This is a genomic window from Marichromatium sp. AB31, from assembly GCF_003718685.1.
GTDB lineage: Bacteria > Pseudomonadota > Gammaproteobacteria > Chromatiales > Chromatiaceae > Marichromatium > Marichromatium gracile.
Map to the genome: position 1 here is coordinate 288,794 of NZ_RHFI01000002.1, position 15,846 is coordinate 304,639.

A 15,846-nucleotide genomic window follows, 5' to 3' on the forward strand; every position below is an offset into this window, starting at 1 on the left:
AGACACCACACGCAGATTGGACGAAAGGTTTAGATGGAAGATAAGAATATGACGATTGGCTACAGAACCGACCGCGCATTTTCCTTGATCTTGACGCGACGGGTCAAGAAAAACTCGGAAAAAGCACCATTTTACCACATTAACCACACCAGGCACTCAGGCCGGGTTGGCGATCTCAATGAATTGATGGCGCAATCCGAAGTGTTCGGCGACCCGTGTACCGAGCGCCTGGACACCATAACGCTCGGTCGCATGATGTCCCGCAGCCAGGTACGAGAGCCCGAGTTCGCGAGCCAGATGGGTGGTCTGCTCCGAGATCTCTCCGCTCAGAAACAGATCGACCCCCAAGTCGGCCGCCAGTTCAATGTGGCCCTGCCCTCCGCCGCTGCACCAGGCCACGCGCTCGACCGCTCGAGCGTGCTCGCCGACCAGTAACGGCACACGCCCGAGGCGCTCGGCCACCTGCGCGGCGACGGCCTCGGGGGCCTGCGCCGCGGCCAGTCGACCGGTCCACAGCAAGCCTCCACCAACGGACGCCGGCGCCGCGTCGAGGATGCCGAGTTCACGCCCCAGGGTGGCATTGTTGCCCACCTCGGGATGGGCATCGAGCGGCAGATGATAGGCGATCAGGCTCATCCCCGCCTTGAGCAGCGTCCTTGCACGTCGCCCCTTGATCCCGGTCAGACAGGGCGGCTCGTTCTTCCAGAACCAACCGTGATGGACCAGGATGGCGTCGGCATCGAGGTCGCAGGCGGCCTCGATCAACGCTGCACTGGCGGTCACCCCGCTCACCAGGAGGGCGATCTCGCGCTCCCCCTCGGCCTGCAAACCATTGGGACAGTAGTCGGCAAAGGCCGACGCATCGAGCAACTGATCGCAGAAAGCGACCAGTTCGTGCGGCTGGCACATGACGCTTACCTCTGAGAGTCGATCCTGAGACGGCGCGCATCGGCATCATCCACGCGCAACGCGATCCCGACAGCCGGCAGGCCACCTGTCGGACGATCCTGTCACAGACTGACAGGCACGCTCGCGGGCAGGCCTCGTGGCGTCGCTGAAACGAACGCCCCGGGAACGGCAGGGACAAGGGACCCGCAAACCATAACATCCATCGGTTAGCTTCGGCGTATTTTTTGCTCTTCTACTCGCTGATCCGGCGCGTTAGCATGCCGGGGACAGGCGCCGACCGACGGCACACGAAAAGAGCATGATGATTGCTTTGATCGTCGCGGCAGCTCACAACAACATGCTGGAGACCCGGCATCGGATGCCGTGGACCGACAGCGCACTAGTCCGGTAGCGATGCACGCACAGGTTCCCCGCTCCCCCGCCGAGCACGTCGCCCCCCAGCCACGCTTCAGCGGTGGTTATCGCAAGCTCAACACCCTCACCGGTCTGGTGCTCAACGTTCTGGTGGGCACCCTGCTGCTGATCTGCACCGCACCGCTGTTCGTGCTGATCCCGATCGCCATCAAGCTCGCCGACGGCGGTCCGGTGTTCTACTCCAGCATCCGCCTCGGGCGTCACAAGCGCCCCTTCGCGATGTACAAGTTCCGCACCCTCAAGCCCGATGCCGACCGCATCATCGGCGCCACCCTGCTCGGACGCGGACAACGGCTCGAGACCCCGATCGGGCACTTCCTGCGCGAGACCCGGATCGACGAGCTGCCGCAGCTCATCAACGTCATCAAGGGCGACATGGACCTGATCGGACCACGCCCCGAGCGCCCGGAGATCTACGAGCGTCTGTGTCGCGACATCCCCGGCTACGACCTGCGCTTCCAGACCCGTCCCGGGTTGATCGGCTACGCCCAGCTGTTCACCCCGCACGGCAGTCCCAAGCGTATCCGCTCGCTGATCGACAGCTTCTACCTGATCCGCAACCAGCGCATCGGCAACGACCTGCAACTGCTGGCCTATGCGCTGTGGGCGCTCGGCCTGAGGTTCCTGCGTACCCTGCTCGCCGCGCTCGGACAACGACTACGGCGCAAGCGCGTACGCGACGAACGGCGCCTCCGCGAACGCATCGCACCGGACAACGGTCGGGTGTGGCTCGAAAACAACGAGGAGCACGCCTGTGCCTGCACGCTCGTCGATCTCAACGACGAGGCCGTGCTGATCCGCTGCCCGCCAGGGCACCAGCCCCCAGCCCGGCTCGTGCGGCTGCGACTCGAACGCCAGGCCAGCCATCCCGGCGGCGGCGTGAAAAAGCGCCGGATCGTGCGGTGCGAGGCCCAGCTGACCATGCAGCGCCCCAGCCCCGGACTGGAGGGCTATCATGACTATGTCTTGCAGATCCGACCGGCGACGCCACTGAACGCCTTCAAGCTCCAAAAATACTTCCTGCTCTCCAGCCTCTGTTAAATTGGGGCATCGACCTCCAGTCGAGTCCGGCAGGTACCCCACTGCGGTCCACGGACAGCAGACGCACCTCTTGGAGATGGACGCATCCATGACACCCCCGCATTCACCGTTGAGCGTTGACTCCATCACCCCTGACGAACGCTCATCGTCCAGCGCAGACAGGGCGCGACCCTCGCCCCAGGACGGACCCGAGACGAACGCCCCGACCAGGGAAGCACCCGGCGCACAGCGGCCATCGGCCCCGGCGAGCGAGGACGGCGGGCGCGCCGCGGAGGGCCTGGACGTCCCCCGCCAGGACAGCGTCGCCGCCACCCCGACATCAACGCTGGTCGAGGAGCGCGCAGCCACGAGCACGCCGATGGCGCCGGCAAGCGAGACGATCGCCCCCCCCGCGACGCCTGTCGAGTCCGCGCCCAGCCCCTCGCCCCACGTCCAGCCCGGTCGACTCTACCTGGCCACCCGCACACTGCCCCAGCCGGTCGATGACCCGCGCCCGTGGTATCTCTTCGTCGCCATCGACCAGGCCACCCGCTGGCTGTTCGTGCGCGTCACCCACGAGCTCAGCCCGGCCGCGACCCGCGCCTTTCTCAAGACACTGCTCAAGACCTGTCCGATCCTGGTGCGCGAGCTGATCACCATCACCCCGTCCGACCAGAGCGACGGCGGGGCCATGCTGCCCGACACCGAGGCGCTCGCCCAGCTGTGCGAGAGCCTCGACATCGCCCATCATCAGGAGACCGCCGAGCCGGTCAGCGCGACGACCCTGCTGCACGGCTTCGACACCCTGCTCGAGGCCCGTCTCGACAGCGCCGAGGAGAGGCTCGAGGCCCAGCCGCTCAAGCGGGCGCTGCGCCAGGTAGCGCGCGACTACAACCACCATCAGCCACAGCCGATCCTCGGCGACCACACCCCGATCCAGGCGCTCGGCAAGTGGTATGCCGAGTCCCCGGAAAGCTTCGTCGCCCATCAGCAGCGGCTCTCGGCCTCCACCCTCGCACACACCGAGCACAGCAGAACCGAGGACCACGACGCACCGCCGTCACGACCGCCGGACACGCCGGCCCCGAACACGCCGGCGCCGGACAACGCCCAGGCGCTCGACCCGCTGCAGCTTGCGCGCACCCTCAACCGCAACACGGCCGCCTCGAGCCTGATCCGGCTGCGCCAGCAGCCACCGCTCGGCTCGCTGCTGGTGAGCAGCTGCAACGACGGCGCCGGCAAGACCACGGTGGCGCTGCAACTGGCCTATGCCGGGGTCCAGGACATCGGCCTGCGAGTGCTGCTGGTCGACGCCAACCCCACTCACCCACACCTGGCGAGCCTGTTCGAGACCGACGAGGGTCCCGGGCTGTGCGAGTTCTGCGCCGGGCGGGCCCAGACCGACGAGGTCATCCGCCCCACCGACACCCCGGGGCTCGACCTGGTCACCCTGGGACTCCATCAGCGTGACATGCTGGTACGCCAGGACCCGCAGCGCCTGCGCGCCCGTCTCGACGCATTGCGCGGCGCCGGCGCCGAGCGCTACGATCTGCTGCTGATCGACGGACCCAGCAGCCTCGGCGAGCAGGACCTGACCATCGGCGCCACTGCCTTCGACGGCGTGATCCTGGTGATCGAGAGCGAGCGCACCCGCTGGGAGGTGATGCAGTACACCCAGGATCGGCTGCAATCGGCCGGGGCGCGGCTGCTCGGCGCGGTGCTGAACAAGCGCAAGTACTACATCCCCAGGGGGCTGTATGCCTGAGTCCAGATCCCGATCCCGGCCGACGCCGGCCTTGCCGGTCCTCGTCCTCGCGTTGCTGGTGCTGCTCGTCGGTTGCGCCCAGCAGCAGACCGTACTCGAGGTCGACGAGGAGGTCGTGGTCGCGCGTCAGTCCTTCTCCTTCACCGAGGGCGAGAAGTTCGACCTGATGCCGAAGTACACCGTCTCGCCCGGCGACACCCTCGACGTGCTGTTCCAGATCCGCACCTGGCTGGAGAAGGACACCTTCAACATCTCGGTCGATCACACCGTCGCGGTCAAGTTCATCTACACCCCCGAGCTCAACGAGGAGCAGCTGGTCCGCCCCAACGGCATGATCAGCCTGCCCTACATCGGCGAGTACTATGTCGTCGGCAAGACCCCGAAGCAGGTCGAGCAGGAGCTCAAAAAGGCCTATGCCGGCATCCTCAAGGACCCCGAGATCTACGTCCAGGTGCCCGAGTTCCAGTCCGCCATCAAGGAGCTCAAGCGCGATCTGCACACCGCCCCGCGCGGACTCAGCCGGCTGGTCACGGTTCGCCCCGACGGCTATGTCACCTTCCCGATGGTCGGCGAGGTGATGGCCGCCGGTCGCACCATCGAGGCGCTCAACACCGAGCTCAATCGCGACTACGAACAGCTCATCTCCGGGCTGCACGTCGACCTCTTCCTCGAGCGCCACTCAGGCTCGCTGGTCTATGTGCTCGGCGCGGTCAACGAGCCGGGCGCCTTCACCATCGTCAAGCCGATCTCGGTGGCGCAGGCGCTGGCACTGGCCGGCAGCTACAACGACGATGCCCAGCTCGACTCGGTGATCGTCGCCCGTCATCATCAGGGCAAGGTGATCGCCACCCGTATCGATCTCAGCCGCTCCGGCGCGCTCGGCGGGCGCAAGCCGATGTTCTATCTGATGCCCGACGATCTGGTGTTCGTGCCGCGCACCCGCATCAGCGAGGCCGCGCAGATCGCCCGACAGGTGAGCGAGGCGCTGATGTTCCGTGGCTGGCACATCACCGTCGAGAGCGTCTCGATCGACGAACTCTGACCAGGACAAGCTGACGTGGAACGTCCCCACCTTCGTACCGAGAACTATCTGCGCGAACTGCTGCAGATCTATTTCGCCCAGCAGCGACTGATCCTGCTCACCACCCTGGCGGTGTTTCTCGCCGCCGCGGCGATCGCCTTCCTCGCCCCGCCGATCTACTCGGCGCAGGGCGCGATCCTGCTGCGCGCCAGCGAACTCCAGCGCAGCCCGCAGTCGCTCGAGGAGACCGAGGTCCGCTCGTTCAAGGTCAGCGAGGAGGACCTGCGCTCCGAGCGTGAGCTGCTGCGCTCGCCGGCGGTTCAGCAAGGGGCCATCGCCCGACTCAAGGAGAGCCACCCCGAGCTCGGCGCCACGCTCGACTGGCACCGCGTGCGCAACCGACTGCAGATCGAGCTGGTGCCCGACTCGCGGGTGATCAACGTCGAGTTCCAGCATGCCGACGCCACTGCGGCGGTGGTCATCCTCGACGCCATCCTCGCCGCCTATATCGAGCGGCGCGCCGAGATCCTCTACCCCGAGGGCACGGTCGACTTCTTCGTCAACCAGGTCGAGCGCTTCCGCGACCAGATCAGCACCACCGAGCAGGCGCTGATCGAGCTGGCCAACACCACCGGCACCCCCGACCCGACCAAGGAGATCGAGCTCAACCTGCTGATCAAGCAGAACGTCGAGGAGCGCCTGCTCGATCTCGACACCCGCGCCGTAACCCTGCGCGAACAGCTCGAGCACCTCGATCGCACCCTCGCCACCGACCAGCTGCGCAACTACGCCTTCATCACCAACCAGACCGTCGCCGAGATCGCCGCGCGGATCATCGACCTGCGCATCGAGCGCGGCCGCACCGCGCGCCACTACGAGCCCGACGCCCACGCGGTTGCGGCGATCGACACCCAGATCGCCACCACCATGGAGCAGCTCAAGCAGGAGGTGGCCGACTATCGCGACCAGCTCGACAGCGAGTTCGCCGCACTGCGTGAGCAACAGCTGATCCTGCAGCGCCGCCTCGCCGAGATCGAGGCGCGCAACCTCGAGCTGCAGCGCCAGGGCATCGAGAGCGACCGGCTGAGCCGCGAGGCCGAGCTGCTGCGCCAGTCCTTCGGCACCTTCTTCAAGCGTCGCGAGGAGGCCGAGATCAACGCCGGGGTCGACTCCACCCTGTCGCTGTTCTTCGTCAGCATCCTCAGCCCTGCCTTCTCCACCGGCCAACCGGTCTTCCCCAACCGCCCGGTGTTGCTGGTGATCGGGCTGCTCGCCGGCTTCGTCACCGGCTTCAGCCTGGGCTTCGTGCGCGAGTTCTTCGACCACACCTTCAAGACCGCGCGCGATGTCGAGCAGTTCTCCGGCCTGCCGCTGCTGTTCTCGATCCCGGCGGTCAACGCACCGTCTCCCGAGCCATCGCAACCGCCACCGCGCTAGCCCGCGATGGAGCCACGCCGCGCCGACTTCAGCACCACCCTGACCCGCTATCTCTCGAGCAAGATCACTCGCCAGTTGATCGGCGCCATCACCGCCTTCCTCAGACCCCGACTGCTCACCCCCGAGCTGTTCGGGGTCTGGACCCTGCTCAAGCTGGTCCCGCAATACGCCAGCTACGCCCATCTCGGCGCGCGTACCACGCTGCGCGTCTACTACCCCTGGCACCTCGCCCGGGGCGAGGGCGAACGCGCCGAGTCGCTGGTCTCCGGGGCCATCCTCACCACCCTGCTGCTCGACCTCCTGGTGGCCGGCGCGCTGATACTGATCGCACTGCGCGGCGGCCAGGGCGAGGCATTGCGTCTGGGGCTGACGGCAATGGCTGGTGTGGTGCTGCTCCAGGCCTGGCACCACACCGCCTTCGCCGCGCTCAAGGCGCGTCACCGTTTCGACCTGATCGGTCGCGCCAACTATCTCGAGTCCGCGCTGCTGCTGGCCACTACCCTGGCGCTGCTGCCCACACTCGGTTTTCCCGGGTTGCTGCTGTCGCTGCTGATCACCGAGGCTGCGGTCGGGGTGCTGCTCTGGCAGCAGGCCGGGATCGTCCCACGCTGGCCGGCGCGACCACTCCGGCTCGGCGGCGAGATGATCCGGCGTGGCTGGCCGATCATGAGTCTGGAGCTGGCGATGATGCTGGTGGTCACCGCCGATCGGGTGATGGCCTGGGTGCTGCTCGGCGCCGGTGCACTCGGTCACTACGGGGTGGCGGTGATGATCGTCGGCTTCCTCCGCAACATCCCCGGCACCGCCCGCGAGATCCTCGAGCCGCGGCTGATGGGCGAACTCGCCGACGCCGACCGCAACCAGCTGCTGCGCGAACATCTGCTGCGCCCGGCGCTCAACGCCATCTTCCTGATGCCGCTGCTGATCGGCCCGGTGGCCCTCGCCACCCCGCTGGCGATCGACTGGCTGCTGCCGCGCTACCAGGCGGCGATCGTCCCCACCCAGATCCTCGCCTGCGGGATCCACTTCCTCGCCCTCGCGTTGGTGCTGCGCAGCCTGGTGGTCGCCTTCGAGCAGCAGCGTCGTGCCGCGTTGCTGGTCCCAGTGGTGCTCGTCGGCGAGGGCATGAGCGCTTGGCTGGCAGTGCGCCTGGGCTGGGGACTGCCCGGCATCGCCGGCGCGAGCGTGCTGGGGTTCGCGCTGCTGTTCATGCTGTTTCGGCGCACGCTGCGCCCACAGCTCGACCACCTCGAGCGCCGTCAGCTCGACTGGATCTGGCCGCTGTTCGCCCTCAACGGCGCGCTGATCTGGGCGCTGTCGCTGCTACCCTTGGGGCATGGCCCGGTGGCGACGGCGCTGCGCATCCTCGTCCACGTCGCCCTGTTCCTGCTGCTCCACCGGCTCGCGCGCACCCGGCTCGCGCTGCTCTCGCCGCTGCCCTGGCGACGGCTGTTGCGGCTCAGGCGCTGATCCACCGAACCCGAGAGGGAGCCCCATGTCACGCCTCGTCCATCGCCTGCTGCTGGCATCCGTGCTGCTCGTCCCCGCCCTGCCCCGGGCCGCGCCACCGCCCGACATGGAGCGCCTCGCCGCCGGTCCCTGGATCGCGCGCGCGCGACTTGCCGAACTGCCGACCACGGGCGCGGCCTGGGAGGCGGTGCGCGAAGATGCCGAGCGTCTGGTGCCCGACCCCGACCTCTCCGATCAGAACGACCCGAGCAACGTGCGGGTCTTCGCCAAGGCGCTGGTCCATGCCCGCACCGGCGACCTGCTGATGGCCGCGGCGGTGCGCCGCGCCTGTCTCGACATCATCGGCACCGAATACGGCGCCAGCTCGCTCGCGCTCGGGCGCGAACTGATGGCCTATGTTCTCGCCGCCGACCTGGTCGGCCTCCCCCCGGAGCAAGACGCGCTGTTTCGCGACTGGCTGGCACGGGTGCGTGACACCCCGATGTCGGAGGGACGGACCCTGCGCCAGACCCACGAGCGTCGTCCCAATGGCTGGGGCACCTATGCCGGCGCCACCCGGCTGGCGATCGCCGTCTATCTCGACGAGCCCGAGGAGATCGCTGAGGTCGCGCGCATCTTCCGCGGCTGGCTCGGCGACCGCGCCGCCTACGCCGACTTCCGCTACGGCGACCTCGACTGGCAGGCCGATCCGCGCCGCCCGGTCGGCATCAATCCCTCGGGCGCGCAGCGCGCGGGCCACAGCATCGACGGCGCGATCGCCGAGGGGCTGAGACGCAGCGGCCCCTTCGACTGGCCGCCGCCGCACGAGAACTACATCTACTCCACCCTGCAGGGCGCGCTGGCCCAGGCGGTGATCCTCGAGCGCGCCGGCTACGACGTCTTCGCCTGGCAGGACCAGGCCCTGCTGCGCGCCTTCGAGTGGCTGCACCAGCAGGCCGACTTCCCCGCCGAGGGCGACGACACCTGGCAGCCGCACCTGATCAATCATTTCTATCACCGCGACTTCCCCGCCCCGGTGCCGAGCCGCCCGGGCAAGAACATCGGCTATACCGACTGGACCCACGCCGACTGGGCGCCGAGCGACTAGCCGGGTGAGGCGGCCAACGCGGCATGGAGCCGCGCGGCGTTGTCGGACAGATCGAACTCGGCGAGCACCCGCGCGCGCCCGGCGCGTGCCAGCGCGCGCGCCTCCGCTGGATGATCGGCCACCCGGGCCAGAGTCGCGGCGATCGCAGCCGGCTCGCCCGGCGCGGCCAGCAAGCCGGTGCGCCCGTGCTCGACCAGTTCGGGGATCCCCGAGAGCCGGCTGGCCACCACCGGGCGCTCGACGGCCAGCGCCTCCATCAGCGACACCGGGATGCCCTCGCGCCGCCCCCGGGCGTCCTGCACGCTGGTCAGCGCCACCACGTCGCAGTCGCGCAGACAGGCGGTAACCTCGGGCCGGGTGAGCTGGCCGAGGAAACGGACGCGCGGGGCGATCCCCAGCGCCCGGCACTCGGCCTCCAGCTCGGCACGCAGCCGACCATCGCCGACCAGGGTCAGGGTCCAGTCCCGCCCCTCGGCCGCAAGCTGGGCGCAGGCCCGCAGCAGATGGACATGCCCCTTGACCCGGCGCAGCGAGGCGACGCAGAGGATGTGTAGCACCCCGTCGCCGGCATCGGCGCGCGGTGGCAGCGGGGCGAAGGCGCCGGTGTCGATACCGCAGTGGATCACCCGCAGCCGCTCGGCCCAGCGCGCGCCCACCCGCGCCAGGGTGAAGTCGCGGTTGTAGCGCGAGATCATCACCGCGAAGTCGGCACGACGCAGCTTCTCGGCGAGCATGGTCTGATCGACGTGGAGATCGCTGCCGTGCGCGGTGAAGCTGTAGCGCACCCCGGTGAGCCGGTGCGCGATCCAGGCGGCGAGCGTCGGATGGGTACAGAAGTGCGCGTGCAGCCGACCGATGCCGCGACGCTCGGCCTCGCGGGCGATATAGACCGACTTGAGGAAGATCCCGGCCGCGCCCAGGGTGAAATTGCGGCTGGGTGCGACCCGCGCGAAGGTCTCGATCAGGGTGCGCAGATAGCGCCAGGGGTGGCGCGCCGCCAGCGCCAGGTTGGCGCGCAGGATCGGCCCCGAGACGAAGCGGCTGTAGACCACCTCGGCGCGCAGGTGCGCCAGCTGCGGATGGGTGGCGCGCGGGCGCTCGCGCAGCAGCGGAAAGAGGGTGATCTCGGCGCCCAGCGCCTCCAGCGCGAGCATCTCGTCGAGCACGAAGGTCTCGGTGAAGGTGGGGAAGCGCGAGACCAGATAGCCGACCCTCACCATTGGGTCACCCGCCGCCCGCGCAGGAAGTCGTACCAGCCCATCGCGATCCCGGCGTTGACGCACAGCGCCCAGGGGGCGAGCGTCAGCACCCGCGGCCAGCGCCCGGGGTCACGATCGAGCCCGAGCGCCGCGACCAGCCCGAGCGCGCCCCCGAGCCCGCCCAGCGCCGCCAGCGCCAGCACCAGCCAGCCGCCGCCGTCGTGCAGCGCCAGCGCGAGCAGCGCCGCGAGCCCCAGCACCAGCGCCAGCGGAAAGGCGCGGCGCAACACCTTGTGCGCGATCAGCGCCAGCGCATAACGACCGTGGCGTCTTACCGAGAGCGCCTGCGGACAGTGGCGCAGCGCGTTGAGCCCGCGACAGACGATGCGCCGCTGACGCGCGAACACCCGGCGCAGGGTGCGCGCCGGCGGCGGCATCAGCGCCACCGCCTCGGGCACGAAGACGAAGCGCCGCCCGGCGCCGACGGCGCACAGCCCGACGAAGAGGTCGTCGACCACGCCTGCCGGGATCGGTCGGAACAGTACGCGCCGGATCGCCAGCAGGGTGCCGTTGCTCGCGGTGATCGAGCCCAGCCGGGCCATCTCGCGCGCCTTGAGCCGGCTCTCGTGGTCCCAGTAACGCGCCTGCATCAGCCCGTCCTCACGATCGACCGCGACACGCGCGCAGGCGGCGCCGACATCGGCCTCGGCGAAGACCGCGACCATCGCCGCCAGCGCACCGGGGGCGAGTCGGGCGTCGAGATCGGAGAACAGCAGCAACTCGCCCGCGCTCGCCGCGACCGCGGCGTTGAGCGCGCCGTACTTGCCGCGACGCGGGTTGCGGAGCACCCGGCAATCGACCCCGGGCAGGTCGGGGAGTACTGGCAGGTCGGCGACCGGACCGTCGAGCGAGAGGATCAGCTCCAGCCGACCCGGACCCCAGCGCTGACCACGCAGCGAGTCGAGCTTGGCCGCGAGCGCCGCGCCCGAGCCGTGCACCGGGACGATCAGCGACACCGTCCCCGGCAATCCGCCGCCCAGCCTCGCGCCCGGCTCACGCTCGGGCAGCAGGGTCAGCAGCGCGGGCAGCGCCAGTAGCGCAGCGATGGCTATGGCGGCAGCGACAGACAGCAGGATGACGAGCGACACCGTCACCCCGTCCCCTCGTCCGCGACGCTGAGCGCGAAGCGCAGCCACAGCTGCGATACCCCGAGCGAGAGCAACATGTACTTCTGGAACACGTCGCTGAACATCGCCATGTAGAGCAACAGGAAGAGGAAGGCGAGCAGATAGTGCAACACCTGCGCGGCATGATAGGGATCACCGCGCGCCAGCAACAGCCGACGCGCCAGCCAGAGGTTGCGCGCCGCCACCGCCAGCAGGCCGAGAAAGCAGATCAACCCCAGCACCCCGGTGCCGACCACCACCTCGAGATAGGTGTTGTGGGCAAAGCGACGATTGGTCGCGCCCTCGCGATCGAAACGCTGCGCCCAGTCGGTCTTGGCATAGAGTTCGCGGAAGGTGCCCGGGCCGTGCCCGATCAGCGGGCGCTGCTCGAAGGCATCGCCGGCCACCACCAGATAGGAGGCACGACGGTTGATCGAGCGGTCGGTGTCCGAGGCGGTGAGCGTCGCCTGACGCTCCCAGTAACCCTGCGGCACCAGCAGCAACGCCACCAGCAACGCCATCGCCCCGCCGGCGAACAGCAGCCCGAGATGACGCGGACGCAGTCCGCGCGCATTGACCACCAGCAGCGTCGCCAGCAACAGCGCCGTCACCAGCCCGCCGCTGCGCGAGAAGCTCACCACCATGGCACCGAGGTTGATCGCCAGCAGCACCAGCGCCGCCAGCCGGACCAGTGGCCGACGGCCATGGGCCAGCCAGAACACCACGAAGGGCAACACGAAGATGATCAGCATCGCCAGATTGTTGGGGTCGCTGGTCACGCCGGTGCTGCGGGTGAAGTCGTCACCCACCTCGATCGCGAACCAGGACACACCGAACAGATAGCCGATCAGCGCGAACATCGAGCCGAGCGAGACCGAAGCGACGATCACCACCGGCAGCTGTCGCACCAGCGCGTGGGCATCGAGAAAGACCAGTACCAGGGCGAAGAAGGCCATCGCCACCAGGGTCAGCACCACCTGCTGACCGGCCTCCAGCGGATAGGCCGACCACAGCGTGGAGAACAGACTGACGGCGAGAAACAGCCCCCACCAGGGCCACAGATTGGAGCGCAGCAGGCCGACGGCCTGCTGCTCGCGAAGCAATCGCAACGCCAGCACCACGAGCAACACCAGCGCCAGTACCCAGTGGATCTTGACGTCTGCGAGCGGACCGCCGAGTTGGCGGAAGTTACCGAAGGGGATCAGGAAGACGATCGCGTAAAGCCCCCAGCTCGGCGCCCGCCCGAGCAGCACCAGGGCACCGAGGGCAACCCCCGGGAGCAGCGCGAGCGCAGGCCAGGGGGTCCACAGCGGCAGCAGGGTCGCGACCACCATCAGCACGATGAAACCGCCCCACAGCGGGTTGGCGGCGGCTCTACTCGATTGTCTCATCTCAGCCTGCCCGAGGCGTTCGTCCAGACCCGCCGCCCGGCAAGGCCGGCGTCATGGTCAGTCACGCCCTGATGTATGCTGCAACCAGTTTGTCGTGGATGTACTCGCATGACCAATCTCGAACTCGAGCTGCACCGACTGGTCCATGTTCGGCTGCAGCAGCTTTCCACAAGCCATGTCGCCGTGGTGTGCAAGCGGCTCGGTCACTTCCGGACCGAGCCCACCGGACGTGCACCCGACGTCCTCTGCGCGCCGCTGCCGGAGAGCGCCGCCATGCTGCGCGAGCGTACCCCGCGGGTCGCTCCTCAACAGGTCTCCACGGTCTGCTTCGAGGGGCGGCGCGTCCTACTCTACAGCCATCGCGGCCATCCCGACCTGATCCTCGACCCGGGCACCCCGGTGCGTATCCTGGTCTCGCGCCGCGCCGGGGCCACCAAGCGCTTCTACAACGCGCTGCTGTTCGCCATCCATCTTAGCGCGACCCGGCGCGGCGGGCTGCTGCTCCATGCCGCGGCGTTGCGCGACCCACACGGTCGCACTGCACTCGTGCTCGGCCCCAGACGCAGCCGCAAGACCCACCTGACACTGGAGCTGCTCAATCGCGGCTGGGACTATCTCGCCGATGACAAGCTGCTGCTGCACCAGGGGCGGGCACACCTGTTCGAACACCGTTTGGTCATCCGCCGCCATCATCTCAGCGCCCTGCCCTGGCTGGCGGAGCGTCTGAACGGCCCCGACGCACCGCGAACGATCCGCTCGCAGCCGCTGCGGCTGCTGCTCGAACGGCTGCAGCATATCGCCGCGTACACGATCAGCGACAAGCTGCAACCGCTGCTGCAACCCCTGATCAACCCCGCTTTCCCCCAGGAACTGACCAGACACCTGCCAAGCGCGCGGATCCTCTCCAGCGCCCGGCCCGATGCACTTTTCGTACTGACTCCCGCAGAACGACAGGGCTGCACACCGCTCGAAGCGACGCGCCTGTTGTGTCAGCTGGTCGCCATCGAGCGGCTCTATCTGGGGGGCATGGGGCCGCTCGAGGCGATGAGCGACTACGCACATCCCGACCCGGACAGTGCCGATCTGACCACGCTGCTCGAGCGCAACCTCACGGGCGTCCCCGGGTTCAGCCTCGCGGTCACGGAACAGGCCAGTGCGGCGGAACTCGCCGAGCCACTGGTACGACAACTCGCCGACCTCGAGCCTCGGACCTCCTCGCCATGTCCGGCCTGACGCTGAATATCGACCCGGCACAGCGGCTACACCCACTCACACCCCGAGAGCCGCTGCTCACCGCTCCCGGCGTGTCACTCGAGCTCGACCCGACGGCGAGCGAGCCGGCGCGCAGCTGGGAGGATCATCGCACACTGGTATTGCTCGACGGCTGGATCGAGGGCTGCGACCACGCACCGCCACGACGCCTGATCGAGGCACTGCTCGACGAGGACTGGGCGGCGGCCGGCGCAACGTTGGAGACGCTCGACGGCGACTTCGTGTTGCTGATCCACGACAAGGCGAGCGAGCGCTGGCTGATCGTCAACGACCTGCTGGCACGCCGCCCGCTCTATCTGCTCGAGCGCCCCGGCGCCATCCTCGTCAGCCGAGACATCGCCCGCACCGTCGCCGCCGACCCCGATCGCACCACCGACCCGCTGGGCGCCGCCGAGATGCTGCTGTTCGGTCACGGTCTGGGCGAGCGCACGCCGTGGCGCGCCATCGCCCTGCTCGCCCCGGCGACGCTGCTGCGGATCGACGCCGAGGCCAACACCGAGCGCCGCACCCTGGCGCGACTCAGCGTCGAGACGCCGCACAGCGACGCGAGCCTGAACCAACAGGCCGCGGTACTCGCCGATCACTTCATCACCGCCTGTGAGCAACTGAGCAGACGCGCCGACACGCCGGTGCTGGCGCTCAGCGGCGGGCTCGACTCGCGCACGGTGGCCGCCGGTCTCGCCGCCACCGGCACCCCCTTCAGCTGCGCGAGCATGGCGCGCGTCGGCTGGTATGCCGCGAGCGAACAACGGCTCGCCGCGACGGTCGCGCAACACCTCGATCGCCCCTGGCACTGCTTCGAGGTACCGCCCAGCACCGGCGCCGACTATCTGCGACTGTTGCAGATCAAGCAGGGACTCAACGACCTCGATCTCGCCTTCCACCTGCCCTTCTTCGATCACCTCCGCGCGCGCTACGGCAGCACGATGAGCTATGTCACCGGCGACGGCGGCGACAAGCTGCTGCCCGACCTCGGCGCCGGGCTGGCGCTGCGCGACGCGCGCGCGGCCTGTGACTACATCGTGGCGCGCCGCGGACGCTTCACCCTCGATCAGTGCGCCGCCCTGACGGGACTGGAGCGTGCGGACCTGGAGCGCGCCCTGCGCGCGCACTTCGCCGCCTATCCAGAGGACGAGGGCAACGCCCTCCATGCCCGCTTCCTCATCCACGAGCGCGCCCGGCGCTGGCTGTTCGAGGGCGAGGACCGCAACCGTCACTGGTTCCCCAGCCTCACCCCCTTCTACTCACTGCCCTTCCTGCGCGCCGCCCTCGCCGCGCCGCGCGCGCTCAAGCGCGACTACCGGCTCTATCGCGCCCTGCTCGAACGGCTCGACCCGACGCTGGCCGCTCTACCCCGCGCCGGGGTCCCGGGGGCGCTGGGCTCGCCACGTTTTCTCATCCATCACCGCCTCGAGACGCTGGCCAAGGCGCACCCGCGACCGGCGCGCAGGCTCCAGCAGCTGATCCGACGCCGACGCGGCCTCGACCCGAGGGCACCGCTCATCGGGCTGCTGCGCCATCAGCTCGAACACTGCCCCGAGCTCGACCCGGGCGCCTGGCGGCCGCTCCTCGCCACCGCCGACCAGCGCCCCCGAGCACAATTGCTCGCCCTGCTCAACCTCGCCACCCAGCTCGACCCGGCGCGCGGCGCGACCGGGCTCGCCGCCTGGCGCGACCAACCCCTGCCCTGACCCG

At 69.0% G+C, this 15,846-nt stretch carries 12 protein-coding genes; 8 read left to right on the forward strand and 4 right to left on the reverse strand.

Annotated features, from left to right (window positions below):
• Positions 1–156 precede the first annotated feature (156 nt).
• Positions 157–909 carry a Nif3-like dinuclear metal center hexameric protein gene (locus tag EBL84_RS03685; protein WP_123139574.1) on the reverse strand — a complete coding sequence of 251 codons (753 nt, stop codon included), beginning with the start codon at positions 907–909 and terminating at the stop codon, positions 157–159.
• A gap of 393 nt (positions 910–1,302) precedes the next feature.
• Here EBL84_RS03685 and EBL84_RS03690 point away from each other — a divergent pair, with 393 nt between their 5' ends.
• From EBL84_RS03690 to EBL84_RS03715, 6 genes are all read left to right on the forward strand, one after another.
• On the forward strand, positions 1,303–2,364 hold the full coding sequence (locus EBL84_RS03690; RefSeq protein ID WP_123139575.1) for a sugar transferase: 1,062 nt from the start codon (positions 1,303–1,305) through the stop codon (positions 2,362–2,364).
• Positions 2,365–2,722: 358 nt separating this feature from the next.
• Entirely contained in the window at positions 2,723–4,108 is a 1,386-nt protein-coding gene (locus tag EBL84_RS03695; protein WP_190287869.1) for a P-loop NTPase, read from the forward strand.
• Between the two features lie 31 nt (positions 4,109–4,139).
• Positions 4,140–5,150, forward strand: coding sequence for a polysaccharide biosynthesis/export family protein (locus EBL84_RS03700; protein ID WP_223806949.1), 1,011 nt, complete (start codon positions 4,140–4,142; stop codon positions 5,148–5,150).
• A gap of 15 nt (positions 5,151–5,165) precedes the next feature.
• Positions 5,166–6,566: a Wzz/FepE/Etk N-terminal domain-containing protein gene (locus EBL84_RS03705; RefSeq protein ID WP_123139578.1), complete on the forward strand. Its 1,401-nt coding sequence runs from the start codon at positions 5,166–5,168 to the stop codon at positions 6,564–6,566.
• A gap of 6 nt (positions 6,567–6,572) precedes the next feature.
• On the forward strand, positions 6,573–8,036 hold the full coding sequence (locus EBL84_RS03710) for a lipopolysaccharide biosynthesis protein (protein WP_123139579.1): 1,464 nt from the start codon (positions 6,573–6,575) through the stop codon (positions 8,034–8,036).
• Positions 8,037–8,061: 25 nt separating this feature from the next.
• Positions 8,062–9,123 (forward strand): alginate lyase family protein, encoded by a 1,062-nt coding sequence (locus EBL84_RS03715; protein ID WP_123139580.1) that lies wholly within the window; start codon positions 8,062–8,064, stop codon positions 9,121–9,123.
• Here the strand turns inward: EBL84_RS03715 and EBL84_RS03720 are convergent.
• From EBL84_RS03720 to EBL84_RS03730, 3 genes are read right to left on the reverse strand one after another with little or no spacing between them, the layout of a single operon-like run.
• On the reverse strand, positions 9,120–10,343 hold the full coding sequence (locus EBL84_RS03720; RefSeq protein WP_123139581.1) for a glycosyltransferase: 1,224 nt from the start codon (positions 10,341–10,343) through the stop codon (positions 9,120–9,122). The genes EBL84_RS03715 and EBL84_RS03720 overlap by 4 nt on opposite strands.
• Positions 10,337–11,476, reverse strand: coding sequence for a glycosyltransferase (locus EBL84_RS03725; RefSeq protein WP_190287870.1), 1,140 nt, complete (start codon positions 11,474–11,476; stop codon positions 10,337–10,339). The genes EBL84_RS03720 and EBL84_RS03725 overlap by 7 nt, the downstream gene beginning before the upstream one ends.
• Positions 11,473–12,879 (reverse strand): O-antigen ligase, encoded by a 1,407-nt coding sequence (locus tag EBL84_RS03730; protein WP_123139583.1) that lies wholly within the window; start codon positions 12,877–12,879, stop codon positions 11,473–11,475. Before EBL84_RS03730 ends, EBL84_RS03725 begins: the two co-directional genes overlap by 4 nt.
• Positions 12,880–12,987: 108 nt before the next feature.
• Here EBL84_RS03730 and EBL84_RS03735 point away from each other — a divergent pair, with 108 nt between their 5' ends.
• A complete protein-coding gene (locus EBL84_RS03735; protein WP_123139584.1) occupies positions 12,988–14,112 on the forward strand; it encodes a hypothetical protein in 1,125 nt (374 codons plus the stop codon).
• Entirely contained in the window at positions 14,100–15,842 is a 1,743-nt protein-coding gene (locus EBL84_RS03740) for an asparagine synthase-related protein (protein ID WP_123139585.1), read from the forward strand. The genes EBL84_RS03735 and EBL84_RS03740 overlap by 13 nt, the downstream gene beginning before the upstream one ends.
• The last annotated feature ends 4 nt before the right edge of the window (positions 15,843–15,846 follow it).

Coding starts and splice junctions, on each gene's coding strand:
- EBL84_RS03735 (WP_123139584.1), top strand. CDS start 12,988: ATGACCAATCTCGAACTCGAGCTGCACCGACTGGTCCATGTTCGGCTG.
- EBL84_RS03710 (WP_123139579.1), top strand. CDS start 6,573: ATGGAGCCACGCCGCGCCGACTTCAGCACCACCCTGACCCGCTATCTC.
- EBL84_RS03740 (WP_123139585.1), top strand. CDS start 14,100: ATGTCCGGCCTGACGCTGAATATCGACCCGGCACAGCGGCTACACCCA.
- EBL84_RS03685 (WP_123139574.1), bottom strand. CDS start 909: ATGTGCCAGCCGCACGAACTGGTCGCTTTCTGCGATCAGTTGCTCGAT.
- EBL84_RS03690 (WP_123139575.1), top strand. CDS start 1,303: ATGCACGCACAGGTTCCCCGCTCCCCCGCCGAGCACGTCGCCCCCCAG.
- EBL84_RS03720 (WP_123139581.1), bottom strand. CDS start 10,343: ATGGTGAGGGTCGGCTATCTGGTCTCGCGCTTCCCCACCTTCACCGAG.
- EBL84_RS03730 (WP_123139583.1), bottom strand. CDS start 12,879: ATGAGACAATCGAGTAGAGCCGCCGCCAACCCGCTGTGGGGCGGTTTC.
- EBL84_RS03715 (WP_123139580.1), top strand. CDS start 8,062: ATGTCACGCCTCGTCCATCGCCTGCTGCTGGCATCCGTGCTGCTCGTC.
- EBL84_RS03695 (WP_190287869.1), top strand. CDS start 2,723: ATGGCGCCGGCAAGCGAGACGATCGCCCCCCCCGCGACGCCTGTCGAG.